At 64.3% G+C, this 16,103-nt stretch carries 16 protein-coding genes; 4 read left to right on the top strand and 12 right to left on the bottom strand.

The features are described from left to right. Positions 1-36: 36 nt before the first annotated feature. The 10 genes from LT988_RS23610 to LT988_RS23565 form a co-directional block, all read right to left on the bottom strand. Positions 37-240 carry a DUF2065 domain-containing protein gene (locus LT988_RS23610; protein WP_232407956.1) on the bottom strand — a complete coding sequence of 68 codons (204 nt, stop codon included), beginning with the start codon at positions 238-240 and terminating at the stop codon, positions 37-39. A gap of 249 nt (positions 241-489) precedes the next feature. Then, a complete protein-coding gene (hflC, locus tag LT988_RS23605) occupies positions 490-1,359 on the bottom strand; it encodes a protease modulator HflC (RefSeq protein WP_007194655.1) in 870 nt (289 codons plus the stop codon). Next, the gene (gene hflK, locus LT988_RS23600; protein ID WP_232407955.1) at positions 1,356-2,531 is read right to left on the bottom strand and encodes an FtsH protease activity modulator HflK; all 1,176 of its coding nucleotides are present in this window, start codon (positions 2,529-2,531) and stop codon (positions 1,356-1,358) included. The genes hflC and hflK overlap by 4 nt, the downstream gene beginning before the upstream one ends. A 303-nt stretch (positions 2,532-2,834) precedes the next feature. Further along, complete coding sequence (gene hflX, locus LT988_RS23595; protein WP_232407954.1) at positions 2,835-4,121, bottom strand: ribosome rescue GTPase HflX; 1,287 nt, start codon at positions 4,119-4,121, stop codon at positions 2,835-2,837. 59 nt (positions 4,122-4,180) lie between these two features. Beyond that, positions 4,181-4,432 carry an RNA chaperone Hfq gene (hfq, locus tag LT988_RS23590; protein WP_232407953.1) on the bottom strand — a complete coding sequence of 84 codons (252 nt, stop codon included), beginning with the start codon at positions 4,430-4,432 and terminating at the stop codon, positions 4,181-4,183. 393 nt (positions 4,433-4,825) lie between these two features. Next, the gene (gene miaA, locus LT988_RS23585; RefSeq protein ID WP_232410644.1) at positions 4,826-5,749 is read right to left on the bottom strand and encodes a tRNA (adenosine(37)-N6)-dimethylallyltransferase MiaA; all 924 of its coding nucleotides are present in this window, start codon (positions 5,747-5,749) and stop codon (positions 4,826-4,828) included. A 93-nt stretch (positions 5,750-5,842) separates the two neighbouring features. Next, entirely contained in the window at positions 5,843-7,675 is a 1,833-nt protein-coding gene (mutL, locus tag LT988_RS23580) for a DNA mismatch repair endonuclease MutL (protein ID WP_232407952.1), read from the bottom strand. Positions 7,676-7,912: 237 nt separating this feature from the next. Next, positions 7,913-9,277, bottom strand: coding sequence for an N-acetylmuramoyl-L-alanine amidase (locus tag LT988_RS23575; protein ID WP_232407951.1), 1,365 nt, complete (start codon positions 9,275-9,277; stop codon positions 7,913-7,915). A 76-nt stretch (positions 9,278-9,353) separates the two neighbouring features. Then, the gene (gene tsaE / locus LT988_RS23570) at positions 9,354-9,866 is read right to left on the bottom strand and encodes a tRNA (adenosine(37)-N6)-threonylcarbamoyltransferase complex ATPase subunit type 1 TsaE (RefSeq protein ID WP_232407950.1); all 513 of its coding nucleotides are present in this window, start codon (positions 9,864-9,866) and stop codon (positions 9,354-9,356) included. Continuing rightward, entirely contained in the window at positions 9,863-11,374 is a 1,512-nt protein-coding gene (locus LT988_RS23565) for an NAD(P)H-hydrate dehydratase (RefSeq protein ID WP_232407949.1), read from the bottom strand. Before LT988_RS23565 ends, tsaE begins: the two co-directional genes overlap by 4 nt. Positions 11,375-11,652: 278 nt before the next feature. Between LT988_RS23565 and queG the strand changes: the two genes are divergently transcribed. After that, positions 11,653-12,699 (top strand): tRNA epoxyqueuosine(34) reductase QueG, encoded by a 1,047-nt coding sequence (gene queG / locus LT988_RS23560; RefSeq protein WP_232407948.1) that lies wholly within the window; start codon positions 11,653-11,655, stop codon positions 12,697-12,699. Between the two features lie 187 nt (positions 12,700-12,886). On the opposite strand, the gene orn is transcribed toward queG, so the two are convergent. Then, on the bottom strand, positions 12,887-13,435 hold the full coding sequence (orn, locus tag LT988_RS23555) for an oligoribonuclease (protein WP_232407947.1): 549 nt from the start codon (positions 13,433-13,435) through the stop codon (positions 12,887-12,889). A 209-nt stretch (positions 13,436-13,644) separates the two neighbouring features. Between orn and LT988_RS23550 the strand changes: the two genes are divergently transcribed. The 3 genes from LT988_RS23550 to LT988_RS23540 are packed head-to-tail and all read left to right on the top strand — an operon-like array spanning position 13,645 to position 15,483. After that, the gene (locus LT988_RS23550) at positions 13,645-13,944 is read left to right on the top strand and encodes a c-type cytochrome (protein ID WP_232407946.1); all 300 of its coding nucleotides are present in this window, start codon (positions 13,645-13,647) and stop codon (positions 13,942-13,944) included. Positions 13,945-13,948: 4 nt separating this feature from the next. Next, on the top strand, positions 13,949-14,962 hold the full coding sequence (gene rsgA, locus LT988_RS23545) for a ribosome small subunit-dependent GTPase A (RefSeq protein ID WP_232407945.1): 1,014 nt from the start codon (positions 13,949-13,951) through the stop codon (positions 14,960-14,962). Positions 14,963-14,997: 35 nt separating this feature from the next. Next, positions 14,998-15,483, top strand: a complete 486-nt coding sequence (locus LT988_RS23540) for an EVE domain-containing protein (RefSeq protein WP_232407944.1) — start codon at positions 14,998-15,000, stop codon at positions 15,481-15,483. A 208-nt stretch (positions 15,484-15,691) separates the two neighbouring features. Here the strand turns inward: LT988_RS23540 and LT988_RS23535 are convergent, their stop codons facing one another. After that, the gene (locus tag LT988_RS23535; RefSeq protein WP_232407943.1) at positions 15,692-16,048 is read right to left on the bottom strand and encodes a hypothetical protein; all 357 of its coding nucleotides are present in this window, start codon (positions 16,046-16,048) and stop codon (positions 15,692-15,694) included. Positions 16,049-16,103 lie beyond the last annotated feature (55 nt).

The following is a 16,103-nucleotide window of genomic DNA, read 5'->3' as shown; positions in this document are numbered from 1 at the left end:
GGTTCTTCGTCTCGATTGGCGCGTCTGGCGGGAGCCTCAGTTGACTAGATAGAGCAGGCCCACGCCCGAAAGCATACTGGCGAGGCCCGCGATACGCAGCGCGCGCTTGTCCTCGGAAGCCATCAGCAGGAGGATGCGTCGAAACCCGTCCGGATTCACAAACGGCCAGATGCCTTCGATGACAAGCACGAGCGCAACCGCGACCAAGACATCATGCACCAAGGCGTGACCCCGAGACACTCACTGCGGATCCCAATGCGCTAGGAGGGAGCGCATCGGCCAAAGGCGGGCATCTTTTCAGACGTTGTGACGTTTGTCCAACCCTAGTGTCGCGCGAAAGTTTAGAATCGACGACAAGCTGCACGGCTATGCAGGTGTTTCCGCAGGAGAGAGGACGATCGGTTTTGTGCGGAGCTCAAGGCGCGTGCCTCGGAACATGCGAACGCCTCGGAGAGCCGAGGCGTTCGTTGAGGCACGACGATTCGGGGATTACTCCCCGGCGGGGTCGCGGAAGAACCGGAAGAAGTCCGAATCCGGATCCAAAACCATCACGTCTCGTTCCTGTCCGAGTGCCGATCGATAGGCGCTCAAGCTGCGGAAGAAGGCGTAAAACTCACGATCCTGGTTAAACGCGTTCGCGAAGATCTGAGCCGCCCGTGCATCGCCCTCGCCTCGCGTCTCTTCGGACTCTCTAAAGGCTTCAGCGACGATGACGGTGCGTTGGCGATCGGCATCCGCGCGGATCCGTTCCGCCGCCTCCCCGCCTTGCGCCCGAAGATCCCGGGCGACGCGTTCGCGCTCGGCACGCATCCGCGAGTAGACCGACTCGCTCACCTCGGGCGGCAGGTCGATCTTCTTCACGCGCACGTCGACCACCTCGATCCCGAGATCCTGAGCGTTCTCGTTCACCTCCTTGGTCAGGAGGGCCATCAGAGCAAGACGATCGTCGGAGACGACCTCTTGGATCGTGCGCTTACCGAACTCGTTGCGCAGGCTCGTGTTGACACGCTCCGACAAGAGGCGAGAGGTTCGCGCAATGCTGCCGCCGGTCGACCGGAAGAACTGCGCAGCGTTGGAAATGCGCCACTTGGTGTAGGAGTCGACGATGACATCCTTTTTCTCGATCGTGAGGAAACGCTCCGGACGAGAATCCATGGTCTGGATCCGTCGATCGAACACCTTGATGTTGTTGAGAACCGGCACCTTAAAATGCAGACCGGGTTGGTAGTCGTCACCGATGATCTGACCAAGTCGCAGCTTGATCGCGACCTCGTACTGCTGCACGACGAAGGTGAAGGCATAGACTGCGATGACGAGACCGGCCAAGCCTAGCGGCAAGAAGGTTTTCAGCTTATTCATTGCCTCACCCTCCGATCACGATCGACCGATCGTTGCGGACGATCGGCGGCCTCCGATGCAATGGCCGGGGCGGATGGCTCAGGCTTCGACAGGTTTGCCGCCGTGTCCGGCCGCTGCTTGATGAGTTGGTCGATCGGTAGATAGAGAAGGCTGTCGCCGCCGTTTTCCACATCGATGATGACCTTGTTGCTATCACCCAAGACCTGCTCCATCGTTTCCAAGTAAAGACGCTGTCGCGTGACCTCCGGCGCCATCAGATACTCGGTGAGGATCGCCGTGAAGCGCGCCGTCTCACCCTCGGATCTGGCGACGACCTGATCGCGGTATGCGCGAGCATCGGCGATGATCCGAGCCGCCTCGCCGCGTGCCTGCGGGAGGACCTCGTTGGCGTAGGCCTCGGCCTGGTTCTCCAGCCGCTCTTTGTCCTCGCGCGCCTTGATGGCGTCGTCGAAGGCCGCCTTGACCTGCTCGGGCGGTTTTGCGGGTTGCATGTTCACCGACGTGACCAACAAGCCGGTTTGATATTGATCCATGAGCGCCTGAACGCGTTCCTGGATGGTGACGGCCACCGCGCCGCGACCTTCTGTCATGACGAAGTCGAGCTTGCTTCCGCCCACGGTCACACGCACCACCGTGACGGTTGCATCGCGCAGGGTCTGATCTGGATCGGCGACTTGAAACAGATAGTCGGCAGCATCTTGAATACGAGACTGCACGGTCAGCTCCACGTCGACGATGTTCTCGTCTTGCGTCAACATCGACGCCGAGTGGCTGAAGGTCGAGATCTCGTCGACGTTCACCTTGGTGACGGTCTCGAACGGCCAGGGAACGTGCCAGTGCGGGCCCGGGCCCGTGGTATCGACATAAGCACCGAAGCGCGTGACGACACCTCGCTCGGCAGGCTCGACGATGTAGATGCCTGTCGCTAGCCAGATGACGAACAGGATCCCGACGACAATTCCGACGGCGCGAGAGCTGAAATCTCCGCCGGGGAGGTTGAAGCCGCCACCGCCTCCGGATGATCCGCCCGGGGATTTATTGCCGCCGAACAGTCCGCCGAGCCGCTCTTGAAGTTTCCGGACGACCTCGTCGAGATCGGGAGGGCCTTGATCGCCGCCGCCCTTGCCGCTCCAAGGGTCTTTGTTACCGCCACCTGGCTCGTTCCAGGCCATAGCTTCTCCGTCTGTCGAATTCGACTGTTGAGTGATGGGTGAGAGGCGCCTCCGCAGCAGATGTGCGGAGTGCGAGAGTGGTGCGCAAATTGGATTCCACGCGCTCTGGGCCTTCGGGCCCGTAGATGACTCTTCCAGAGTGCCGACGAAGCGCGACGATATCAAGCGATGATGCCATCGAGGCCCAGTTGATTAGCCCCCGAATTCTAGGTGAACCGGTCCGCCGATGGCAAACATCGCATGGCGAACGCGCGTGCCCGGCTGCTGACGATACTGCAGGAAGGTCGCGCTTCGAGTCGATCGTCAGCTGCTCGCCTGTTCTTTCGCGAACCGCGAGCTCCTGGCCGCCAAGCGCTCCCGGTCCGGCCGTCCGATGATAAGATCCATCGACCACCCCCCCGCCGGCTTCGGCACGTCCGAGATGATCTGCGCATGCTCAAACAACCAAGCCCGCAACCGCCCTTCGTCGGGCTCAAGCTCCAGCGAGCATCGAATCCGTTCGCGCCCCAACCATTCTGAGATCGCCTGCAACAGCAGATCGACCCCGGCGCCCGTCTGCGCGGACAGCCAGACCCTGCTCGGCAAGCCAGCAGAGTCCCGCTCGATGCGCGGCGACTCGTCGGGGAGCAGATCGACCTTGTTGTAGACCTCCAGGCGCGGGATTGCGTCGCTTCCGATCTCGGCGAGCACCTGCTCCACGTCGGCCGCGAGACGGGACCGATGCGGCGCCGATGCCTCCACGACATGGAGCAAGAGTGCGGCGTTGCGCGTCTCCTCGAGCGTGGAGCGAAACGCCGCGACCAATTCATGCGGAAGCCGGCCGACGAAGCCGACCGTGTCGGCCACGAGCACACGCCCGCCATCGGGGAGGGTCAAACGACGCAAGGTGGGATCCAAGGTCGCAAAGAGCTGATCGGCCTGAAAGACACCGGCCTCGGTCAAGCGGTTGAAGAGTGTGGACTTGCCCGCGTTGGTGTAACCCACGAGGGAGAGCACGGGCAGCTCGGCCTTGTCGCGTGCCTTGCGCCCCTGGGCGCGCTGCACCTGGATGCGGTCCAGGCGCCGATCGAGCACGGTCATCCGTTTGGACAGCAGCCGGCGGTCGGTCTCGAGCTGGGTCTCGCCGGGGCCGCGCAGACCGATACCGCCCTTCTGGCGCTCCAAGTGGGTCCATCCTCGCACCAGCCGGGTCGACATGTGCTTGAGCTGCGCAAGCTCGACCTGCAGCTTGCCCTCGAAGGAGCGCGCACGCTGCGCGAAGATGTCGAGAATCAGGCCGGAGCGATCCACGACGCGACATTTGACAAGGCGCTCGAGATTGCGCTCCTGGCCGGGCGAGAGCGGATGATTGAAGATCACCAGTTCCGCTTCCGTGCCCGCGACCAGTGCGATCAGCTCTTCGCACTTGCCGGTTCCGATAAAGAGTTTCGGGTCGGGCGAAGAGCGCGAGCCCCGCAGGGTGCCGACGACTTCCGCACCCGCGGCGACCGCCAGGCGACGAAACTCCTCGCGCTCGTCGGGCTCGGCGGTCGAGCCGATATCCAAGTGCACCAAAACAGCGCGCTCGCCGGCGCTCGGGCGCTCAAACACAGCAACCTCCCTCGCGGCGACGAAGCTCCGCGCGCGAGCCGACTATGGCTGGACCCCGATCATGTATTGCCCGGCTCCGGCACTGCCCCTTCCGCCGGCGGGAGCTTGACGTTTCTGGCAGGTACGACGGTCGATATCGCATGCTTGTAAATCATCTGGCTGACGTTGTTTTTCAACAACACGACGAACTGATCGAAGGATTCGATCTGGCCCTGAAGCTTGATTCCGTTGACCAAAAAGATGGACACGGGGACGCGTTCCTTCCTCAGGGCGTTCAGAAAAGGGTCTTGGAGGCTTTGGCCTTTAGACATGGAGTGACTCCTTGTTGTTTTAGTCGCCTAGGTTTGCCCGGCAAAAAGGTTTGGCTATGATCGCTGCCAATCAAGCCGGGGTGGAGCAGGCAGGACAGCAGCCGGGACAGGCATACCCGCCGAAAAGCCTCGTTTAGTGTCGTCGAAACGCTGCGCTTTCACCATGCCGCCGTGCATCGCCCCGATCCTTGTCGACGCAAGAAAGCGGATCGACGTGATCGCCGCAACATGTGGACCTTTCTGTAAACAAAGGCCAGCAAATAGAGTGCCACGCATCGGACTCCAACGCCAGACAGCTGCGCAATCAGGCCGACGGGAAGGAGACACCGGAATGCGCCGGGCGTTCAATGCCTTCAAGACTTTCGCGCCGAGAAGACTCGCCCGGAATGCGCCTCAGCGCGCATGAAGCGCCGTCGATCGAGCCATCCGAATCAGACGCAGCGCCGCGTCGAGCGGATCCGGATCGTCGGCGACCCAATGGGTCGCCGACTCGGCACGCAGCCAGGTCAACTGGCGTTTGGCGAGTTGTCTGGAGGCGACGATGCCTTTCAGACACATCTCGTCGGCATCGAGCGTGCCGTCGAGATAGCTCCAGACCTGACGATATCCGACCGACCGCATCGACGGCAGATCCGAGGTGAGATCGCCGCGCGCGCGCAGACGTGCCACCTCATCGACCAAGCCCTGCTCCAGCATCGTGCGGAAGCGCCGGGCAATGCGCTCGCGAAGCGCTTCGCGATCCGCCGGGGCGCGCACCAATTTGAGGAGGCGATACGGCAGTTCGGCGCTTTCGGCAGCCGACTCGATCAGCGCACTCATCGACCGGCCGGTCAGGGCATGAATCTCCAACGCGCGTTGAATACGCTGAGGATCGTTCGGGTGGATCCGAGCCGCCGCCTGCGGGTCCAGGCGCTCCAGTCGCGCGTGCATCGCGGACCAGCCGATGACGCCGGCCTCGTCGGACAGGGCTTGGCGGAGCGCCGGATCCGCGCTCGGCAGTCGGGCCAGGCCCTGTTGCAGCGCCTTGAAATAGAGCATGGTGCCGCCGACCAGGAGCGGAATCCGGCCCTGCGCGCTGATCTGCGCCATCGCCGCGAGTGCATCTTCACGGAAGCGGGCAGTCGAGTAGGCCTCGGCGGGGTCCAGGATGTCGATCAAACGATGCGGCGCTCCGGCCAGTACCTCGGGTGTTGGCTTGGCCGTGCCGATGTCCATGCCGCGATACACCATCGCCGAATCGACACTGATGATCTCGCACGGCAGTCGCTGCACCAGCTCGACGGCGAGATCCGTCTTGCCGGACGCGGTCGGGCCCATGAGCAGGATGGCGAGGGGACGGTACCCGGACGCATCGCTCGATTGCGCGTGCGCGGGTCCTTCGGGTGAATCGGTCACGTGCTTTCCACGCACTCAGCGTCCGCGCGAGAACCAGCGATCGAGCTCGTCGAAACCCACCCGGATCCAGGTCGGACGGCCGTGATTGCACTGGTCGATCCGCTCGGCACGCTCCATGTCGCGCAGCAATCCGTTCATCTCATCGAGGGTCAGGCGGCGATTGGCCCGCACGGCGCCATGGCATGCCATGGTGGAGAGCACCGCGTTGACGGCCTCGTCGAGTCGGGCGCTGCTGCCGTGGACGGCGAGATCCGACAAGAGATCGCGCACCAGGCCCTCATGATCGGCCTGTCGCAGCAGTGCCGGGACCTCCCTCACCACTAAGGTGCCGGAATCGATGCGATCGATGACCAGGCCCAGCGCGGCCAGGTCGTCGGTCCGGGATGCGATCAGATCGGCCTCGCGCGGGGCCACCGCGACGGATACCGGGACCAACAGCGGCTGGCGAATCACGGCGCCGGAGTGCCAGCTCGTCTTCAGCCTTTCGTAGCCGATCCGCTCGTGGGCCGCATGGATGTCGACGATGATCAGCCCATCGGGGGTCTGGGCCAGGAGATAGACCCCGTTGATCTGTGCGATGGCGTAACCGAGCGGGTGCCCCTCCACGTCCTCGCGGCTTGTGCGCTCGGCCGCGTCGTCGACCCCGGTCCCCGCTGGTGGTCGCTGAAATGCCAGATCGGCCTGCAAACGCTCGGCATACCCTCCACGGCCGTCGCCGACGGCCAGAGGGAGACGCATGGTGGGTCCTGAAACGCCACCGAGACGGGCCACCGGCTCGTCTTCGGCCCGCGCCCCCCGGCCCGTCCCAAACGCGCCCCCGGTTGCCGACGGAGACTCGCCGAGCACCCCGGCCGAGAGACGCCGCTGGAGCACGCGAAAGATGAAATCGTGAACCTGCCGACCCTCCCTAAAACGCACCTCGTGCTTGGACGGATGGACATTGCAGTCGACCATTCGCGCGGGCAGCTCCAGGAACAGCAAATAGGCGGGATGCCGCCCGTGATGGAGCAGGTCGCTGAAGGCCTGGCGCACCGCGTGACTCACGAGCTTGTCGCGCACCATGCGACCGTTGACGTAGAAGAACTGTTGATCCGCTTGGCTGCGGGAGAACGCCGGACGCACGACCCAACCCCAAAGGCGAAGATCGACGCCCTCCTCGTCCAGGGTCAATGCCTGCTCGGCGAAGGCGTTTCCAAGCAAGGTTTCGAGACGGGCCCGCCGCCCCGCAGCGTCGGCGGCGGCCGGCAGGTCGTAGAGCGTCCTGCCGTTGTGACGCAACTGGAAGGCGATTTCCGGCCGCGCCAAGGCGATGCGCCGCACCACGTGCTCCAGATGGCCGAGCTCGGTCTTCTCGCTACGCAGAAACTTCCGGCGTGCGGGGGTGTTGTAGAAGAGATCCTGGACATCCACGCTGGTCCCCGGCGGATGCGCCGCCGGGCGTGGCGCTTCCAAGGCCCCGTCGCTGCCTACCGTGACCTCGAGTGCCGTCGGCTCGTCGCGGCTGCGCGAGACCAGACGCAGCCGGCTCACCGAGGCGATGCTCGGCAATGCCTCGCCGCGGAACCCCAGAGTCGAAACCGCCTCCAGATCGCTCAAATCGGCGACCTTGCTGGTGGCATGACGCGAGAGCGCCAAGACCAACTCGTCCGGCGGGATGCCGCGCCCGTCGTCGCGCACACGCAGCCGCTTGATGCCGCCGCGCTCCACGTCGATCTCCACGCGCGTGCACGCGGCGTCGAGACTGTTCTCGATCAACTCTTTGGCGACCGAGGCCGGACGCTCGACAACCTCGCCCGCCGCGATCTGGTTGACGAGATGACTGGAGAGGATGCGGATCGGCCTGGACATGCGCGGATGGGAACAGAAGCGCGGGGCGTGGGCAAGGGGAGCCTCCTGCCTCCTGCCTCCTGCCTCACTCTGCAGGCGACGGTTTTGCCGATCCTGTCCGGCATCAAGGCGATTCCCCTGCGATTTAAGAGCGTCCGACCTCGACCACACGTGCGTTCGGAGTAATTCTTTGCTGAAAGCCAATAGCAGGAGACAGGAGGCTGGCGGCAGGAGGCTGGAGGCTCGGCGCAAAGCGCCTCACGAATCCTCCGGAATCGCCAACACCTGCCCGACCCGGATGATGTCGTCGTTTAGACCGTTGCGGGCGCGCAGAGCGGAGATGCTGACGCTGTGCCGCTTGGCGATCCCCGAGAGGGTATCGCCCGGACCGATGACGTATTCGCGCGCGCCTCCGCCGCCTTGCAGTGAGGCGTCGACGAGCGTCCCGTGAGGCGGATACTTGCGAAAATACCCCAGCACGCCGGCCATGATCGCCTGGGCGAGCTGTCGCTGATGGCCCCGATCACGCAGCCGCTTCTCTTCTTCCGGGTTGCTGATGAACGCGGTCTCGACCAGGATCGAAGGCACGTCCGGCGCCTTGAGAACGGCAAACCCCGCTCGCTGCACGTCGCCGCGATGGACGACGCCCAACCGCCCGAGGTTGGCGAGGACCATGGCCGCGGCCTGAGTACTCTGCTCGATGGTCGCGTTCTGTGTCATATCCATCAGTACGGTCGCCAACAGATCGTCGTTGTTCGCGAGATCGACGCCGCCGATCAGATCCGCGCTGTTCTCGCGATTCGCCAGCCATTTCGCCGCTTCACTGCTCGCCCCGCTGAAGGACAAGGTGTAGACCGAGGAGCCTCGCGCAGTCGCGTTGGTGAAGGCATCGGCATGGATCGAAACGAAAAGATCGGCACGGCGCTCACGTGCGATCCCGATCCGCTCCTGTAGCCCGATATAGTAATCGCCGTCGCGGATCATCAGCGCCTCGAGACCCGGCTCGCGGTCGACGAGCTTGGCGAGCTCGCGCGCGATCGCAAGGGTGACGTCCTTCTCCAGGGTCCCGGCGGCGCCGATAGCACCGGGATCCTCGCCGCCGTGACCGGCGTCGATGGCGACGATAATCGCAGGACCTTCACCTCGAGGTGCCCCGCTTTTGCGAACCGACGAATTCGGGAACGAGGGCAGCGCCACACGCCGGACGCTCGAACCGTCCTTCGGTGTCAGATCGATGATCAGCCGATGTCCGTAGCGCTCGTTCGGGCTCAGCGCAAAGCTCTTGGCCCGTACCGGTTGTTTGAGATCCAGCACGATGCGCAGATCCGATCCGCCTCGCACCCCGCCGCGCAGGCCGACCAGAACGGGGTCACCGAGGTCGACCTTCGGCAGATTGCTCTGCATGCGTGCGTCGTCGAGGTCGATGACGAGTCGATCCGGCTCGTCCAGCGGGAAGATCCGGTGTGTGATCGCCGATGAGGTCTCGAAGACCAGCCGGGTCTTCTCCGGATCGGTCCAGACCCGCGTACCCTGCACCGATGCCTGCTCCGCGAAGACGCACTGCGCCGAAACCGCAAGCAGGAGGAGAAAAAGAAGCGTCGAGATCAGCCTATTCACGAGCACGGCCTTCCGGTTGCTCCCGATCCGATCGATCGTGCGTCGAACGATAGCATGCCCAAAGACGCCTTTCCAAATTGCATCATTGGATTACATCCGACTTCTCAGGCGATGCGGAACGCGCCGGGACACGGGAGGCAAGTCCGGCCAGCGCCTCCAGCACAGACTCGCCCGATGCCGTCCGGGCCGACAGACGCAGGAGCCGGCCGTTCGCGACGTACTCGATCGCAATCACCAGGTCGGGCGGCGGCAACATCCCGACACCGCGCTCGGGCCACTCCACCATCCAGACGGCATCCTCGGCGAGCAGATCGCGCAGCCCCAGATACTCGAGCTCCTGCGGATCACCGAGGCGATAGAGATCCAGGTGGTTGATGCATCGGTCCGCCAGCTCGTAGGGTTCGAGCAGGGTATAGGTCGGACTGCGCGCGGCACCGCGATGGCCCAGCCCCGCGAGAACACCCCGCGTCAGGGTCGTCTTGCCGGTCCCCAGGTCGCCCTCGAGATAGACGATCAGACGCGGCGGCAAGAGCGCGGCGATCCGCGCTCCGAAGGCGAGCTGTGCCTCGGGATCGGGCAGCCACTGTTCGATCATACGTCCTCCTGCGGCGCGGGCACGTGATTGGCGACCGTGCGAAGGGCGGCGATGATATCGCCCGCAACGAGCCCGCGCTCGCCGTTCCGCGCGGCCCGATCCCCTGCAGCCGCGTGTAGACAGACGCCGGCGCAGGCCGCCTCCTCCGCGTCGAGACCCTGAGCGCGCAAGGCGCCGACGATCCCGGTCAAGACATCCCCGGAGCCGGCGGTCGCCATTCCGGGGTTGCCATCGCTGCAGACCGCAAGCGGGCGCGCCGGATCGCTTCGGATCAGTGTCCCGGCGCCTTTCAGAACAGCGACACCGCCGAAGCGCCCCTGTAGCGCGTGCACGCCGGCCGGGCGATCCTGCTCGATCGAAGCGACGTCGGTCCCGAGCAGGCGTGCAGCCTCCCCCGGATGCGGCGTCAACACCCAATCCATCCCCGAGCGAGGTGCCTCGGCGAGGAGGTTCAGGGCATCGGCATCGACGACCATCGGCCTATCGACGGCAAGGACGTGTTCCCAAAGATCGCGGCCCCACGCCTCGCGACCCAGCCCCGGGCCGATCGCGACGACATCGGCTCGCGCGATCAGAGGAGCCAGATCCGTCGCGGTCTCGACCGCCGACACCATCAGCTCGGGACGCGAGAGATTCAGCCAAGCGGCGTGTGCCGGATGCGTGGCGATCGTGACCAATCCGGCCCCGGCCCGCAACGCGGCCTCGCCGGCGAGCCGCACGGCACCGGATAGACCGGGTGCGCCGCCGATCACCAACAGGTGTCCGAAGGTGCCCTTGTGCGCGGTGCGGGGACGTCGCCCGAAACGCACCGACTGCTGATCCCAGTCGATGCGTCGCGCCGATGCCACCTCGCAGGAATAGACCCGGGCCGGGATCGAGAGCGCGCTGAAACGGATCTCGCCACAGTACTCGGGTCCGGCCCCGATAAAGAGACCTTGTTTGAGTCCGATGAAGCTGACGGTGAGATCCGCGCGCACCGCCACGCCCATGACCTGCCCGGTGTCGGCATGCAGACCCGACGGGATATCGACGGCGAGCACCGGTACGCGCTGCCTGTCGAGTGCCTGAATCGCCTCGGCCCACAGACCCTCGACCGGGCGTTCCAGTCCGGTCCCGAGGACGGCATCGACCAGAACATCCGAGCGCCGCGGCAATCCACGATAGGGCTCGATCGTCCCGCCCGCGTCACGCCAGGCGTCGCGACTGAGGGCCGCATCGCCCATGAGGCGTTGCGGGTTCCCGAGCTGCAACAGGCGCACGGACAGACCATCGGCCCGCCCCAGCCGTGCGATCACATAGCCGTCACCGCCGTTGTTGCCGACACCGACCAGAACGGTGAGATCACGCGCGTCCGGCCAGCGCTCGCGCAGGATCCGATAGGCCGCCTCTCCGGCCCGATTCATCAACTCGACGCCGGGGATGCCGTGCTGCTCGATCGCGCAGCGGTCGAGGTTGCGCACCTGCTCGGCCCGATAAAGCGCATGCGGCAGACGATCACTGTCGGGCATCGGATTAGTCCGCGGCGGGGATGACATGTCGCGTTCTCGCGCTGGATCGATTGCGGACGACACGAGGCACCTTGGTCCCGAGGCGGATCAAGTCGATCCAGCATGATGTCTTGCGGCGCTCGGCGTTCATGGATCCCGATATGCTCGATGGTCTTGCTTGAGAGGTTTGTTCGCTCGATTTGCTCGACGGCGCCTTCTCGAAGCACAAGGTTCGAATCGACGTCGGATGCGGTCTATCCTTCGGACATGCGCATTTGCAGAGCCGAGACTCCACCGGAATGATCCCGACAGGGGAGCTTGTCACCCGCATCAAACGTCTGGGCCTGGAGCTGGGCTTCCAGCAGGTCGGGGTCACCGACACCGACCTTGCATCGGCCGAGTCACGCCTGCTGGCCTGGCTCGCCGAGGGCCGTCACGGCACCATGGATTACATGGCCCGCCATGGCTTGAAACGCTCGCGCCCGGCCGACCTGGTGCCTGGGACGGTTCGGGTGATCTCGGTGCGGATGGACTATCTGCCCGAGTCGCTCCCGGCGATGCAGGCCGCGCTCGAGGACCCGCCGCGCGCCTTCATCTCGCGCTACGCGCTGGGTCGTGACTATCACAAGCTGCTCAGACGACGGCTACAGCGCCTCGCCGAGCATATCCTCGCCGAAATCGGCCCCTTCGGCTACCGCGTCTTCGTCGACTCCGCACCCGTCATGGAGAAACCACTGGCCGCGAAGGCCGGACTCGGTTGGATCGGCAAGCATACCAATCTCATCCATCCCAAGGCCGGCTCCTGGTTCTTTCTCGGCGAGATCTACACCGACCTCGCGCTGCCGATCGATACCCCGATCGCCGATCACTGCGGCCGCTGCCGGGCCTGCATCGAGGTCTGTCCGACCCGCGCGATCGTCGCACCCTATGCGCTCGACGCCCGCCTCTGTATTTCGTACCTCACGATCGAATACGGCGGCAGCATCCCGGAGGATTTGCGACCCCTGATAGGGAACCGTATCTACGGCTGCGACGACTGCCAATTGGTGTGTCCCTGGAATCGCTTCGCGCGGCTCGCCGTCGAGCCTGATTTTCAGGCCCGCCACGGGCTGGATACGGCCTCGCTCGTCGATGTCTTTGCCTGGGACGAGACGACCTTTCTCGACCGGACGCAAGGCTCCGCGATCCGTCGCATCGGCCACCTCCGCTGGCTGCGAAACATCGCCGTCGCGCTGGGCAACGCCCCGGCGTCGCCCGAGGTCAAACAAGCCCTGGTCAGCCGTGCAGACCATCCGCATGCCCTGATTCGGGAGCATGTCGGCTGGGCGCTCCGGCAGATCGGTTGAATCGGGTCCAGAGCGACATGCGTCGTTTTCATTGTGCGTATGGCTTCGGAGATATCCTCGATCCTGGTGAGACGCGGTTTAGCATTCAACATCTTCGAATCCTTTAAACCGCGCCAGCTCCGACAGTCACCGGAGCTGACGCGGCCGAACCATTTCAACACGTCACGCATACAACACCGGGCGCGGTTTAAAGCTGGCGCAAAAGATGCATGCGATAATGTTTGAGTTCGTCGATGGACTCGCGGATGTCGTCCATGGCCAGGTGTCGCGACTCTTTTTTGAACGCGCTTGCCACGGAGGGTGCCCAGCGTTGCGCGAGGATCTTCAGCGTGCTCACGTCCAGATTGCGATAGTGACAGTAGGCCTCGAGCTTCGGCATCCAGAGCGCGAGGAAGCGTCGATCCTGACAGATACTGTTTCCGCACAGGGGCGAAGCGCCGGGCGGGACGAGATCCGCGAGGAAGCGCAGAGTCGTCGATTCGGCGTCCGATACGGCCTGCGTGCTTGCGCGCACCCGATCGAGCAGGCCGGAGCGGCCGTGATGGTCGCGATTCCAATCGTCCATGCCCGCAAGAACGGTCTCCGGCTGATAGATCGCAACGACGGGACCCTCGGCCAGGATGCGAAGATCGCTGTCGGTGATCATGGTCGCGATCTCGAGGATACGATCGGTCGCAGGGTCGAGCCCCGTCATCTCGAGATCGAGCCAGATCAAGTTATTTTCGTTCTTGGTCAAATGCCTGCTCTCCTGCAATTCGTCATCGGGTGAGCCAGCCGCCTGGTCTAACCCGGCAGTCGACACCATCATCGGCTAGAGTACCGGCGTCGCCGCCTGCTGGCGAGCTTTGCACCCGTCACGACGAGACAGGAACGGGACCCAGCAGAACGTCCCGGACGGCCGAGAACGCCTCATCCTCTTTTCAACACCCATCCGGAGCATGATCGATGAAGATTCAACCGCGATTCCTCGCCGCTGCCGCCGCAGCAGCACTCCTTCTCGGTCTCGGGTCAGTCACGGCGCAGGCGCAACCCACCGAGAACGCAAAAGAGCTCTACGAAGACAACTGTCTCAGCTGCCACGGCAGCGAGATCTTTACGCGGGAGGGACGCATGGTCACCTCGCTCGACGGACTCGAGCGGCAGGTACAGCGCTGCGAGACCGCGCTCGGGCTGCGTTGGTTCGATGAGGACATCAAAGACGTGGCCACCTATCTGAACCAGAACTACTACAACTTCGAGCGCTGAGCCGGTGACGAAACGGCGGCTGTCCGGACGCCAAATCGAGCGGATCCAAACCATCCAGGACCGCCGCCGTCAGCGCCTCGCCGCGCGCGTCGAAAACGCTTTGTCGGAGATCGAGGGCGAACCGCTGCCCGCGGAGGGCCGTGTGGTGGTGCGACACGGGGCCAATCTGGCGATCGAAGACGCCGACGGCGGCATCGTGCATTGTCTGTCGCGTCAGAACATCGGTTATCCGGTCTGCGGGGATCGCGTGGTCTGGCAACGCACGGCGGACAATCAGGGTGTCGTCACAGCCATCCTACCGCGGCATACGGTGTTGAGTCGCCCCGACTTCGGCGGTCGCGACAAGCCCTTGGCGGCCAACCTGACGCGCCTGGTGATCTTGATCGCGCCGCGGCCCGAGCCGAGCGACTATCTGATCGACCAGTATCTGGTTGCGGCGGAGATCATGGGTGTCGAGGGCATCATCGTGGCCAACAAGATGGACCTGCTCGACGCGGACGAACGTGCAACCTTTCAAAAACGCTTCGCCTACTACGAGGCAATCGGCTATCCCCTCCTCTGGACCAGTCTGCGCGAGCCGCAGACCCTGGTCGACCTCATCCGTCACCTCCGAGGCCAAACGAGCATCCTGGTTGGCCAGTCCGGCGTCGGTAAATCATCCTTGGTCAAGGCGTTGCTGCCGGATCGCGAGATCCAGATCGGTCGACTCTCCAAGGCCACCGGACTCGGGCGCCATACCACCTCGGCGGCGACCAGCTATCGATTGGCCGACGACGGCGCCTTGATCGACTCGCCGGGCGTGCGCAGCTTCCGCACCGGCCCGCTCGACCGCGATGCTCTTCAGCAAGGGTTTCGCGAGCTCCGCCCCTACATCGGTCACTGCCGGTTCGCCGACTGCCGACACGACCAAGAGCCCGACTGCGCGATCCACGGCGCCGTCGCAGAGGGCCTCATCGCCCCTCAACGGCTCGCCAACTTCAAACATTTGCTCGCCGAAACGGAGCAGGCACGTACCTGACACCGCCACGCGATGCCTCATCAGGACACGACAGGATGAACTACTGGCTGATGAAATCCGAGCCGGACGCCTTCGGTCTCGACGACCTGGCCGCGCGTCCGAACGGGACCGAGCCGTGGGACGGGGTGCGCAATTACCAGGCCCGCAACATGATGCGCGATGACATGCGTCCGGGCGACCAAATCCTCTTCTATCACTCCAACTGCGCGTTGCCGGGCGTGGTGGGGATCGCGGAGGTGGCGAGCGAGGCGTATCCCGACGGCACCGCGTTCGATCCCGAGGCGAAGTATTTCGATGCCAAGAGCGACCCGCACGAACCGCGGTGGTATCTGGTCGACGTCCGTTACGTGCGCCATCTGAAGCGGACCATCTCGCTCGCCGAGCTCAAGGCGCACGCCGAGGGCGCCCTCTCCGGCTTCCCGCTCGTACGCAAGGGCAATCGGCTCTCCATCATGCCGGTCACGCCCGAGCAATGGGAATTCATACTCGCGCTCGAGTCCGAAGCCGAAATCGGTTCTTAGTCGCCGAGGAGATGTCGGGGATGAACCCAGTCACCTTCGCGCCGTCGAGATCTGCCATTCAACCCCGTAAGCTGCTGATCGGGATCCAGACCTTCGCCAAGATTTGCGAGGTGGAAACAACGTGAGTTGACGGCCGTGACTGGCGATGTTCGCGTGAGAAGCCGTCGCGTGATCCACGCGGGTTGCATGGATTCCGGCGGCGCCCGCGTTACATCAGTCGGGCGACAGCGGCCTGCTGCAACCCGAGCGCCTGCTGGCCCAGCTTGAGTGCCTGCTCGGCGAAGGTGTCCAGATCACCCCAACGATCATCCGTATCCACGACCTCCGAGATGACTTCGCCGACGATGCCGAGCCGGTAGGCCCCATCGGCGCGTTCCGCAGGCGGGCTTGGCTCGGCGCAGACATAGAAGACGGGCTCGCGCTGCCCGGACGGCACGAACGCGAGGATGTAGCGGTAGTAACGGCCGTCGCCGCTCTCGATCTCGCCGAGCAGCGATGCCGAGTGACTGCCAACCTGATAGCGGCGTTTCGGGATTGCGGTTTTGATGACGGGACGGTCTTGCATAGCATGGCTCCTCAAGCATGTGGAATCGGGCTCGGCGTCGTCGACATGCCCAGCA

It is taken from the genome of Thiocapsa bogorovii (genome assembly GCF_021228795.1).
GTDB lineage: Bacteria > Pseudomonadota > Gammaproteobacteria > Chromatiales > Chromatiaceae > Thiocapsa > Thiocapsa bogorovii.
This window is presented reverse-complemented; position numbering and strand designations above follow the sequence as displayed.